Annotated in this window: 11 protein-coding genes; 5 read left to right on the forward strand and 6 right to left on the reverse strand. The window is 49.3% G+C overall.

All coding sequences use genetic code 11. The features are described 5' to 3' along the window. The first annotated feature begins 104 nt into the window (after window positions 1-104). Entirely contained in the window at window positions 105-1,325 is a 1,221-nt protein-coding gene (locus RTX30_RS01500; protein ID WP_312686120.1) for an MFS transporter, read from the forward strand. Between the two features lie 53 nt (window positions 1,326-1,378). On the opposite strand, the gene RTX30_RS01505 is transcribed toward RTX30_RS01500, so the two are convergent. From RTX30_RS01505 to RTX30_RS01515, 3 genes are all read right to left on the reverse strand, one after another. Continuing rightward, window positions 1,379-2,167 carry a phosphotransferase gene (locus RTX30_RS01505; RefSeq protein WP_312686122.1) on the reverse strand — a complete coding sequence of 263 codons (789 nt, stop codon included), beginning with the start codon at window positions 2,165-2,167 and terminating at the stop codon, window positions 1,379-1,381. Window positions 2,168-2,306: 139 nt separating this feature from the next. After that, a complete protein-coding gene (locus RTX30_RS01510; protein ID WP_409429790.1) occupies window positions 2,307-3,881 on the reverse strand; it encodes a methyl-accepting chemotaxis protein in 1,575 nt (524 codons plus the stop codon). Window positions 3,882-4,852: 971 nt separating this feature from the next. Next, a complete protein-coding gene (locus RTX30_RS01515) occupies window positions 4,853-5,308 on the reverse strand; it encodes a GNAT family N-acetyltransferase (protein WP_312686126.1) in 456 nt (151 codons plus the stop codon). Window positions 5,309-5,602: 294 nt separating this feature from the next. On the opposite strand from RTX30_RS01515, the gene RTX30_RS01520 reads away from it, so the two are divergent. Both RTX30_RS01520 and RTX30_RS01525 read left to right on the forward strand, forming a co-directional pair. After that, entirely contained in the window at window positions 5,603-7,081 is a 1,479-nt protein-coding gene (locus RTX30_RS01520) for a PLP-dependent aminotransferase family protein (protein ID WP_312686803.1), read from the forward strand. A 533-nt stretch (window positions 7,082-7,614) separates the two neighbouring features. Continuing rightward, on the forward strand, window positions 7,615-8,025 hold the full coding sequence (locus RTX30_RS01525) for an ASCH domain-containing protein (protein ID WP_312686128.1): 411 nt from the start codon (window positions 7,615-7,617) through the stop codon (window positions 8,023-8,025). A 261-nt stretch (window positions 8,026-8,286) separates the two neighbouring features. On the opposite strand, the gene RTX30_RS01530 is transcribed toward RTX30_RS01525, so the two are convergent. Next, window positions 8,287-8,775 (reverse strand): MarR family transcriptional regulator, encoded by a 489-nt coding sequence (locus RTX30_RS01530; RefSeq protein ID WP_312686130.1) that lies wholly within the window; start codon window positions 8,773-8,775, stop codon window positions 8,287-8,289. Window positions 8,776-8,934: 159 nt separating this feature from the next. Between RTX30_RS01530 and RTX30_RS01535 the strand changes: the two genes are divergently transcribed. Then, entirely contained in the window at window positions 8,935-10,062 is a 1,128-nt protein-coding gene (locus RTX30_RS01535) for an MFS transporter (protein WP_409429791.1), read from the forward strand. 185 nt (window positions 10,063-10,247) lie between these two features. On the opposite strand, the gene RTX30_RS01540 is transcribed toward RTX30_RS01535, so the two are convergent. Continuing rightward, window positions 10,248-10,478 carry an EexN family lipoprotein gene (locus RTX30_RS01540; RefSeq protein ID WP_312686134.1) on the reverse strand — a complete coding sequence of 77 codons (231 nt, stop codon included), beginning with the start codon at window positions 10,476-10,478 and terminating at the stop codon, window positions 10,248-10,250. A 346-nt stretch (window positions 10,479-10,824) separates the two neighbouring features. Between RTX30_RS01540 and RTX30_RS01545 the strand changes: the two genes are divergently transcribed. Continuing rightward, window positions 10,825-11,283 (forward strand): DUF1311 domain-containing protein, encoded by a 459-nt coding sequence (locus RTX30_RS01545; RefSeq protein ID WP_312686136.1) that lies wholly within the window; start codon window positions 10,825-10,827, stop codon window positions 11,281-11,283. Window positions 11,284-11,501: 218 nt separating this feature from the next. Here RTX30_RS01545 and RTX30_RS01550 read toward each other — a convergent pair whose 3' ends face one another. Next, a complete protein-coding gene (locus tag RTX30_RS01550) occupies window positions 11,502-11,768 on the reverse strand; it encodes a monooxygenase (RefSeq protein ID WP_312686138.1) in 267 nt (88 codons plus the stop codon). Window positions 11,769-12,150: the final 382 nt, after the last annotated feature.

The following is a 12,150-nucleotide window of genomic DNA, read 5'->3' on the forward strand; positions in this document are numbered from 1 at the left end:
CATTTTCATTGAGCATCAATATACTTCACGATGTTCTGTATGGGGAATTGATGGGACGCAGGTTGTCGCTATCAGAGTCCGTTAACCTGTTGAAGGCCCTTACTATGTCTCTTCGTTCATTGCGTGCGCTATGCCTGACCAGTTTTTTTATTGCTGATGTTCGTGACGGACTGGGGCCTTTTTTGGGGATATTCCTGACGCAGCGCCACTGGCAACCTGATGAAGTGGGGCTATTAATGACAGCCGGTGGCGTAGCGGGGTTACTGGCCACACTCCCGGCGGGTTTTATCACCGACACCGCAAAAAACAAACGCGGACTGCTGGCTTTGCTCTGCGTGATGATCACCGTGAGTACGCTTTTGCTCTGGTTCAACCAACGTAGCGGCATAGCTGCGTTCTCCCAAATTATAAGTGGCATATGTGCGGCGTTTATCGGCCCGCTGCTCACGGGGATTACGCTGGGTCTGACAGGGCAAAAGGGGTTTAGTGCGCAGATGGGGAAAAATGAAGCCTTCAATCATGCCGGGAATTTCCTGACGGCGCTGATCGCCGGCGGCATCGCCTGGTATGGGGGAATTGGCGGCATTTTCTTATTGATGGGGTGTACGACGCTGCTGACGCTGGGGGCGTTGTTGGCCATTCGCCACAAGGATATCGATAACAACAGGGCGCGAGGTCTGGAGTCTGCGGCCGCTCAAGCGGTGCCCGGTTTCTCCATCCTTACCAAACATACACCCCTGCTTATCACGGGATTCACATTATTGCTGTTTCACCTGGCCAATGCCGCCCTGTTACCCATGCTCAGCATGCGGGTTGCTGCCACCTCAGCAGCCATTAATCCCGGTTTGTATGCTGCCGCCACCGTGATCATTTCTCAGGCAGTGATGATCCCGGTCGCGTTATGGGTTGCGCTGAGAATCGACAAATACGGATACTGGCGATTGATTATGCTGGCCCTGCTGATCATGCCTGTGAGAGCAGCGCTGGCCGCAGCTACAGATGCGCCGTTAATGATGGTACCCGTACAAATACTGGATGGGCTCGCCGCAGCGATATTGGGCGTGGCGGTGCCGGGTTTTATTGTGAAATTGTTGCGCGGAAGCGGGCACGTCAATGCAGGGCAGAGTGTGGTGATGCTGATGCAAGGCATCGGCGCGTCCATGAGTCCCGCCTTAACAGGGGCAATTGCCGGGCATTACTCTTTTGCCACGGCCTTCGGGGTGCTTAGCGTTATTGCGCTTATTGCACTGTTCATCTGGTGGCGATATGCGGATGTACTGATTACGCACGCCTCCACGAGTGCAATGAAGGCGGGGGCAGACTGAGCACGGCGAACGGGCCAGGATGGGGTATAGCGGGTAATAAGATGAGCGGTCACTTAAAGCAGGTTTACGCTGTTCTCTAACCAGCCAGGAAGATGATTCCTGTACCAGTCGAGATAGAAGGGCAGTTCGGCTTTTTGCCGCTCATGAAGAAGTATCACCACTTCCGTCACAACCCATGCTTTGGCAATAGCTATGTCTCTCGCCAACGTTTTTGAGGGGGAACGGGAAGAGAGGCGCTGATAACGCTCTGCGAGGTCAATAAATGCCTGCTGCGTCCCCATTCCCTTAATCAGGGGCGCGAGATCGATGGCCGGGCTTCCTGTACCGAACCTTTCCCAGTCGAAAAGAACGAGATCGCCGTTATCTCTTCTCCCCCAGTTGCCGGCATTACTGTCACCAGAAATCAGGCATGTCTGAAAAAACAATACATCGCTACAGCGTTGGAAATGGCGGAGCTGTTGTGCGGCGTGGTGGGGTAATGCCAGAAGCGCGAGCGATTTTTCAAGTGCACATGCGGACCAGGAATGGGGATGGTAACGCCATTCTGGCCTGGCGGGATAATCATGCAGGCGCCCCAGCATAAGCAGGATGTCATCTCCCGCTGCGGCAGTCTGGTCAACCGGGTGGGGAATGTATTCCAGTCTTAGCTTGCGTATATGAGGATCGGCAGACAACAATTCAGGTGCGGTAACGCCAGCCAGAGCAAGTTCATGGGCTGCGTGTTGATAAAAAGCGTACTCCACCTCACCCACAGGGCCTTTCTCGATGACCGAATGCCCGGTTTCGTCCATAAGACGTTCTACGCTGGCTGCGCCCATGCGGGCAAGATCCTTAACTGACATGCCTTTCTCCTTAAGCGCGCGGTGATTATCTTTTGCGACTTGAGTGTAGCGCGGATTTGCAGCCGCGGTCTGGCATATCCGGTAAAGCCTCACCCTTACCGGACATGCATTATCACGTTATCAACATTAATGATTGACGTTAGCTGGCTGTACCGGCAACCCGGAACACACTCACCAGGTCTTTCATTACCCTTGCCTGCTCGTTGAGCATTTCCGATGCGGCAACAGACTCTTCAACCAGTGCTGCGTTTTGTTGGGTGGCGGTATCAATCTGACCGATGGCAATATTAATTTGGTGAACGCCATCGCTTTGTTCAAGACTGGCGCGTTCTATTTCCTTCAGAATGCCGGACACATTGTCCACATCCAGAACCATTTCATCCATTTTACCGTTTACCTGCCGAACCATTTCCAGACCACGCAGGCTCTGTTGAGTTGAGTTTTCAATCAGGGTGCGGATATCTTTCGATGAGTTAGCGGTTTTTTGCGCAAGGTTACGAACTTCCTGCGCGACGACCGCAAACCCTTTGCCGTGTTCCCCTGCGCGTGCGGCTTCTACGGCGGCATTAAGCGCAAGGATATTGGTCTGGAACGCAATGGAATCAATAAGATTAATGATGTCAGACATTTTGTCTGCCGAGCTGCTGATGTTCTGAATTTCCTGCGTCAGTGACGTCATCAGTTTGCCATTGTCCCGGGCAACGTGGCTCGCTCTTTCAGAGAGTTGTGATGCGTTTGCCGTGTTATCGCCGGTGTTTTTTACCGTCGAAGAGATTTGCTCCATTGAGGCGGCTGTCTGCTCAACTGAACTTGCCTGCTCCTCCGTGCGGGCAGAAAGATCGCGCGTTCCGGCCATGATCTGCGAGGCGCCGGTCGCAATGTTCTCTGCGCCGCTGCGTATCTCCATCACAATTCTCTTTAATTCTTCCTGCATGTGATGAATGGCACTGGTCAACAGACCGGTTTCGTCTTTAGAAGTTACCTTAATTTCGGAGCTCAGATCTCCCCCGGCAATCCGTGTCGCCGCATCTACCGCGTGCTTTATAGGAGTAACGATTGCCCTGGAAATAAGGAATGCCGTAATCGAGCCGAAAGCCAGACTGATCAACCCAATAATAATCATCACCACCTTACTCATGCTGTAATCATGCAGAAAACCCGTGTAGGACTTCTGCATTTCATTACGCTGAAGTGCAATGAATTGATTTATTTTTTCAATGTACTTCATTTGCTGATCCCGCGTAGTGTGCTTATATTCACTACTGGCTGTATCCGGATCAGATTGCAGGTTATTGATCACAATGGCTCGCGAATTAATATAGTTGCTTCGTGCCTGAGTGACCGACTTAAGTAATGACTGAGAGGCTTCATCGTCTGCTTCTTTACTCAGTTGTGTGTAAAGTGAATTTATCTGACGCGATTTTTCGTTAATATCTGTTATTAGTTTGGCTTTTTCTGCAGGATCCTTTTCAAGAAGAGCGCTGAGCAGTAACGTCGTGGAGTTATTGACTTCACGTATAAGATCGTTACCCAGCGCGGTCGTTGGGTAATCTTCGGTAACGATCTGCGAAATTTCATCTCTGGCTTCACTCAACCGAAAAAGAGAGTTTCCGGTAATGATAATAAGCAATACTAACAATATGCCAAATGATAGCATTATCTTATTCCTGATGCTGACGCCATTAAGCTTTTTAATATTTGTGCGGTTATCCATTTTCTTTCCTTGTTTGATATATAAAAAAAGCATCTTCTGTTTAAAGAAGATCAATGAGTAATATCGGCATTCTTGCGTTAAATCTTAGTTATTGATCGTTAAAAGCTTTTTAAACTAAAGTTATTGATAGTTTTTGACTATCAATAACTTTATTAAGTGATCGATAGTTTAATTGCTGTTTTAATTCTTCAAATTTTTTAACGAAAAGAGATACAACTGCTCAAATTTATTAAGTAGCACAAGCTAAATTTGACACGGATATTTTTATAATTTTGAAAAACAATGTTTTTTTGTAAAGCGGCAACAGAGTGAGAGGCGGCTTTTTCTGTGATTTTACGAATGAATATGCATCAAAGAGGCCGTTTGTTGTAAACCCGCAGTGGCTGTAAATGTTAGGCATGGTTAATGATTATTTAAAAAAATAAAAACAGCAGTAAGGGATAATATGTTTTGTTGTTTTTCTAATTAATGATTTGTGGCCAGCTTCAGGAATGTTCACAACGCGATGAAAGTACATAATCTTTTACGGGTAAGCCAAATACCATTCTTACTTTCCTTTCGGAATGACCTACATCGTTCACATCGCTACGCAATAATAATTTGCTTACTAAAAGATATCAAACTTGCACACTGTTCATTTGATAAGAATTCATTTGTAGCGGGGAGTATTATTGAGGAGGCTGTATGGCATTTCGCAAACAAAGATAACGCCCATATGAAGAAGACGCTGGCAGAAGACATGCCGGGTAAAGAAATTTTACCGGAAACACCGGTTCGAAAATGCTGCGCTGACGCGCCGGGTACACCGGTTTAAGGTCTTTACATACTCACTTTTCATTCTTGTCGGCACAGTCAACATGTGCTGAACGGTGATTGCGCACACTGTAGCCTTATTCTGGCCAGCGGTTAACAACCCCTTAAATAAAGTATTTCCAGGTTATATTTAAGGGGGTAAGGCTGGCTAAAGGGACTTATTTTACTTGCATCCGATATTCAATCATTCCGCTTTTTTTAGCCACCCAGTCATATAATCTTTGTCCCCGATAGTTGGCCTCATGGGTATGCCAGTAAAGATGGCAGGCATGGCGTTTCCTGGCTTCTTTTTGAACATGCTCAATGAGTTGTTTACCAACGTGTTTTCCCCGATTATCTTCGCAGACATACAAATCTTCAAGGTAGCAGTAATCACTCTCAGCCCAGGTGGAGCGGTGAAAAAGATAATGAACAAAGCCGACCAGCCTCCCATTTTTTCTGGCTACTGCACAGAAGACGGGTTCGATTGGGCTGGAAAATCGCTGCCAGGTCCGATTTGTAACCGATTCGGCAATATCCACATTGTAAAATATTTGATAATTTTTCCACATAGGTAACCAGCCTTCGTAGTCGGTTTCCCTGGCTGCTTCAATTGTGACAATCACTTCACTCATAATAATGACCTCTTCAAGAGTTGATATTCAATTTCGCGATGAATTCGCGTGAGGGGATTTCATGCCCTTATTAATTTTCGATTTTTGAAAAACGAAACGATAAGCTGGCCTTTATTGCCAAAGCCAGAAACCCTCTGTCATTCAGATAGCCGCGTATGCTTGCGGAACAAACTATAAAGGGTGAATGGCACGTTTAGCCCCACCAATTTTGGCAAATCAAGCAGACCAATTTATGCTGTTGCCTTACCATTCCTGTTATAGACTGGGCCTAAACGAGTCATGACGGAGATCCTGATGTTCAGGCATGCACAACTCGAAACGGTAAAGGCATGGATGATTGATCCTGCTAACGGATCATTACCTCTGCATGAGAGGATCCAGAGAGCGATACGGGCGTTGATACTGGAGGGAACACTCTCTAACGGTAAAGCCCTTCCGGCCTCACGCGCCCTGGCTAAATCCCTCAATGTTTCCCGTGATACCATTGAATCCGCCTACATCCGTTTACACAGTGAAGGCTTTATTGAAAGACATACGGGCAAAGGGAGTTTCGTTTCCGCCAGTACCCGGTTGTTAAAATCACATTCCCGACGACGTCAGTCAGCGGCAGTTGTTCCCGAGCCAAAGCTCAGCGCGCGTGGACAGGTGATTTATAAGAGTGGCGGTATACGCGAATTTTCATTGCCTCGCCCCCTGGCCCCGGGGATCCCCGAAACACGGTTATTTCCGACTCAAACCTGGGACCGTCTTCAACGGCAGGTGCTAAAAGAATATCGCCACCATGCCCTGGAGCAGAGTCCCCCACAGGGTATCGCGCGGTTACGGCGGGCGATCGCGGAATATGTCAATCTGGAGCGCGGCGCGCATGCCACGGCAGAACGTATCATCGTTTTGACTAGCTCCCAGCAGGCGCTCGCACTCTGTTCGAGCGTTCTGATGGACAGCGGAGATGGCATTGTGACGGAGGATCCTGCCTATCAAGGAGCGCGCAAAGCGTTTAAAGCTGCCGGATTAAAAAACATTCCGGTTCCGCTTGATGATAAAGGCATCTGCATTGCATCTCTTGATGCAGTGACAGAACCTACAAAAGCTATCTACCTTACACCTTCCCATCAGTATCCTACCGGCGTCACACTGTCCCTTGAGCGGCGGCTGGCGGTCATCGACTGGGCAAACCGCCACCAGGCATGGATCATTGAGGATGACTATGACAGTGAATTTCACTATGAAGGAAAACCTATGGCCTGTTTGCAGGGGCTGGATGCCTTCAACCGGACGATCTATATCGGGACGTTTACGAAGTCGCTTTTCCCGGGGCTACGTATTGCCTATATGATCGTTCCTGAAGAACTTGTTGAACCGCTGACGATAGCCAGGACATTAATGGATGGTCATACCGCCTCGATCACCCAACTGACGCTGGCCAAATTTTTAGAGGACGGACATTTTGGTTCATATGTCCGGATGATGCGCAGTGTTTACGTTATTCGTCGCGACAAACTGGCGAGCCTGGTAGACAGGCTCCTTGCAAATTTTGTTACCTGTATAACGCCAGCGGGTGGCATGCAGATGGCTTGCCGCCTCAGGCCGGGAATATCAGAGACAGCAATTGCTGTTGCTGCTCGTCGTGCGGGTATTGATATGCTTGGGCTTTCTGACTTGTATGTGAACAGCCCAACATCCACCGGGTTTTTAATGGGATTTGCAGCCTACACCGAAGAGGAGATAGAAGACGCCGTAGAAAAAATCGCGGCCATTTTTCGTCATCTCTGACGCTTTGATTGCCCCCGGCCATTTTCCAGCCGCGGCACAGAAGAGGGTGAATCAGGCCGAAACTGTGCGCGAGCGTTAAGTCTTTACAATGCAAGCAGGCCTGGTTTTCCCGGATGAATATCGCGCCCGCCAATACCGTTCACACGGCATTTTCCAGCGAGGAAAGATGGCGCATAACCCGCGTAAAAGAGGCCCCCAGTTCAGAGCTTTCGCCAGCACAGATGCCCGACAATGCGTTGAACAATCGATAACCCAGGCCCTTCACCCGGTTGACGAGAGCCAGACTGAAAGCGCTGAAACTGATGAGTTTACGTAAACGCTTATTAGCCTGGATGGGCTCATTAGCGCCTGTTGCCCTTCTGGCGGCAATATTACTCCCGGTTTACAAGGATTACGCTTCACTGCGGCGTGATAACAGTTATGACGCCTGAAGCGAGATATTAATGGGAACGTAGCGATGTGAATGTTCGGGCAATTTGCACTCAAACCAGATATAAGATTTCTTTTAAAAATGCGATTCGCAAGGGCTTAAGATGCGTACGGTCGACGAATTAAAAATGAAGTATCCAGGCGCGAATGCCTGGCAAATAGGGGACAGCCCCGAATTGGCCTCGGAGCTTGCAGACCTGATTTTGAAAGGGATTAAAACGGCCTCATGTGGATCATTAACGTCTTACCAGCAGGATGAATCGCCGCCCAAAATTGGGAGTTATAACATCATCCTTGATGGTCAGGATGTGCCGGTATGTGTTATCCGATTAGTTTCAATGCGGCTGGTGCGTTTTTGTGACGTGAACGACGCGTTCGCGCGCAAGGAAGGTGAGGGAGATTTAAGCCTTGCGTACTGGCGCAGAGAACATCAGCGATTTTTTACCCAGGAAGGGTGTTTTTCTGAAGATATGGAACTGGTCGCTGAAGAGTTTGAGGTGGTTGAGGTTCTGTAATTCGGGCAAGGTGGATGCCTGCCTGAAAAGGCGGGTATAGCCCTCTTTATTTTCCTCTATCTGCCGTGCTGGGGCATGTCGTTATCAGTGAAAGTGGCAGGGGGAACCATTAGCAAAAGGAGGTAAGGAGGCCGTGTCCGATACGATTCGCATCGCCCCGTATTTCGTGGCCGGATCGCACTTCGCTACTCATACTTTAGCCCGCAATTTTGTCCCACCGCCTCAGCAAATACGGCCAGCAACGCGCTATATCCCGCTCATTTAATCCGGAAGTGCCAGCAGCAAATGCTTTAGCAACACTTCAAGTTCCTCACGTTGTCCGGCAGATAACCCGGCCAGCATGGCATTTTGCGTTGCGGTGTGAACGACCAGCGCTTGTTCAATACGTTGTTGCCCATTAATGGTCAGGCCAACCAGCGTGCTGCGTTTGTCATCAGGATCACGGATCCGCTCAATCAGCCCTTGTTCTTCAAGGTGATTAAGGCGATTGGTCATTGCCCCGGAAGTGACCAGCAGCGATTTATACAACTGTGTTGGAGAAAGACAATAAGGGGCACCTGCACGGCGCAGCGTGGCAAGGACGTCAAATTCACCCTCACGAAAGCCGAACGGCTCCAGAGCCTGAGCGCGCATTTTGCCGAGATGTTTCATCACTCTCAGCATCCGGCCAAAAATTTTCATTGAAGAGACGTCCAGTTCGGGCATCGCGCTGTCCCACTGGCTGACAACGAAGTCGATATGGTCATTCATTTTCGCACCTTAAAAGGGGAATTTATCGAGTTGTGCAGTACATCTTACACAAGGCGAGCATTTATCTTAACGTTAAGATAAATACTTGCGGCAATTTTGCTCAAGCGCTCACTCACCTAAGAGGATCCGGTCTTGAAACGCATCGCAGTCTCACCTTTTATGTTTGCCTTTATCGCTTTTATGGTCGGGCTGAATCTTCGCCCCATTCTGGCTTCCATCGGACCATTATTCCCTGTTTTACAACGTGATGTGGGGTTATCTGCCACGGAATTCAGCCTGTTAACCACACTGCCTGTCACAATGATGGGGCTCGTTGCGCTGGGTGGCCCCTGGCTGCTGGCCAGAACAGGCGCCGTTCGGGGGATCACGCTGGGGCTTTTTATTCTGCTTATCGCCTGTGTCTGTCGTGGTTTTACGACCTCACTGACAGGGCTTATGAGCACGGCGTTAGCGGGCGGGGCGAGCATTGGCATGATCCAGGCGTTAATGCCCGCCCTGATAAAAAAAGAGTATACGCAATCGGCCAGCACCTGCATGTCGCTGTTTAGCACCGGCATAATGGCTGGCGCTGCGCTGGCGGCCGCCAGTGCTGAACCGCTATTTTCATGGTTCGGGTTAACCTCGGCGCTGGCCATCACCGGTCTGTTAGCGCTTCTTGCCCTGATATTTTGGTTAACCTGGGCCAGGCATCATCAACGTGAAAAAACCGTGTACGCCGGGGTGAATTTATCCTCATCCCGGACGGGGTTACTGCTGTTGTTTTTTGGCGTAGGAACCGGAGCCTACACGCTGGTGTTAGCATGGCTGCCGCCTCTCTATATCCAGGCAGGGTGGACCGCCCGCAGCAGTGGGTACATGCTGGCCTGGTTAACATTAACCGAAGTGGTGGCAGGGTTTGCCGTCTCAGCGTTGATATCGCGCTTTCCTGACCGCCGTGTTCCGCTGGTTAGCGTTCTGTTCGTGTTGCTGGCGGGATTGTTGTGTCTCGTCTTTTCGCCGGGAACGACACCTGTGTTATCAACGCTGCTGCTTGGTACCGGCATCGGCGCACTGTTCCCACTATCGCTGATTGTGACGCTGGATCATGCACGCACGCCGGCTGAAGCCGGAAAGTTACTGTCAAGAGTGCAGGGGGGCGGCTACCTGATCGCCGCGTTGATGCCATTAATTGCCGGTATTGTGCGCGATCAGGCAGCTTCGCTGACTCACGCGTGGCTGATCATGAGCGCTGGCGTCGTCGTATTGATTGCGATAGCCACGCGTTTTAAACCCCTCGTCGCCAAGTAAAACGTCGGGCACGGCAAGAAACGTTCGGTCTGTGGTTCTCGCGGCTCGGGCATTTCGCCTGGTATCGCCGGCGCGCGAACGGCGTTTCGGCGAGTCAGCTCGTTTCAGTGCCGTTCTAAAGCGAAGAGAGTCGAATCCCCGCAACAGGGTGTAAAAAAACCGCCTGTCGGCGGCTTATCAGAGGGTTACCAACTTTTCGCGGGACTCCGGGTGTAAGCGCCGCTACGGACGCTGGCATCAATGGCGTTGCGGCAGTCTTCGGTGCCACGCGGATTAGATGCTTTCTTACACTCTTCGACTTTCGCGTTGCGCTCCTTGTCATGCGTTTTGTACCACTCAATGCTCTGTGCATTCGCGTCGCAACCGCTGAGCAGTGCAGCGGCCAGCAGGCCGATTGACAGTAATTCCGTTCTCATGATGTCTCCGTATGGGTGGACTGTATCTGCGATTATAGCCGGACAACGCGCCCTGTTGGAGGGGAGACATGACTGGGTTTCAACACCAGGCTTGAAACGGATACCTGTGCGGTTGAGAGCCGTGATTTTCGTCCTGCACTAAGCACATCCCCTTCGATCGCTCATCGCCGCGTTTTCCCGCGTATTTCATCGCTTCCAGCGCCAGGCAAGCGCGTGGTGGCATGTTGAGCGCCGAGCTAACTCTCCCCGCTCAGGTCTTGAAGCAAGAGCATGAAGAAACGCTATCCCGGAAGATGCGCTGCTCAGGTATGATGAATACTCAAAACGTAAAAACCAGGTTGTTACAATGAAACATATAGTCGGTGCTGTTATTTTCATGACAGGCATTTCTGTTACCTACGCTGCTGATAAAGCAGATATAACAGCGGGGCCTGAAAGGGATCGCTGTTGGCATGATTATTCTGACAGGGGAAAAGCGTCTGAGTGCCTGCATGAATTAAGTGATAAAAGTAATAAAAAAATGGATGCGATGATTACCGCCACCGCCAGGCAAATAAAAGAAAACAATACGGGCCCCGTATTCAGAAGCAATAATCCGCAACGGACGATTGGGGATGATTTCAGTAAGTTTTTCCTGGCGTCGCAGAATTCATGGAAAGCGTATCGTAAAAATTTCTGTTTAGGTGTGGGATCGCAAATAGGCGAAGATGCCTGGGATTACTGGCCGTATATTTACCAGTGCCAGATCAATCTTAATCAAAGACATGCCGAAGAAATCAAAATGCTTCGTGCAGATGAAGAGTAAGCTCGAAAAATAAAATAGAGGACAGGCAAATACAAAGGAGATGATTTTCGTAAAGCATTGCAGCGCACGGATAATAACATTGAGCGAGTGGTATGCGGTAATCAAAACACCGTGGTCAACGTTAACCATTCTCCTCAGTGTAAACAGAAGGGTTGGCCGAACGTGTCCGGTTTTTTTTGCCTCACCTTGTTGTGCGGGTGAGGCTGACAGATAAGATGTTACTGACCCGGCGCTTCTTTATTGGTTGCCGCAATTTTCTTATTCGCTTCCCCGCTTTCATTAAGCGCCTTACTGGCAGCTTTTTCCGCATGTGCAGCACTGTATGCAGCCAAATGTGAAATGACAATCGCGTATATACTCATCAATGATACCCAGAGGATGCTGTTTTTCCACCATAATAGTGTGGGAATTGTCAGTACCGTCCAGATCAATGCCAGAAATAAATGTAATTTGGCCATCAACCGGGCTGTTAGTTTTACTTTCATTTTTGTACCTTACTACCTCTGTTTTTAATCATCCTGATAATAGGTATAGCAATCTTACTGGAGTGTGCCTGGATTATATTGTTACAGTTTGTACGTACCCAAAGTTCAGATAATTCCTCTATGCAATAAATATATTACCGGGTTGATGAAGAGTGGTGCTTTTTTATTCAGGCCTTGCAGATTCAATGTTCAGCACAAAATTTATTCAGTGAAAGTTATTGGCAAGATGCAATAACGATTGGGTTCAATCAATTGACTGCCTGTGCCTGGCCTGGCGTTAAGTCGTCTGTTTGCTTCGGGCGCACCGGTACCGAGGCATCTTTTATTCGTTATACGCGTAATTCCACGTGCTTATGCTACCTGTGCATTCAGCCGGTCTGAC

This window comes from Kosakonia sp., assembly GCF_032052965.1.
In the GTDB taxonomy this organism is placed as follows: Bacteria; Pseudomonadota; Gammaproteobacteria; order Enterobacterales; family Enterobacteriaceae; genus Kosakonia.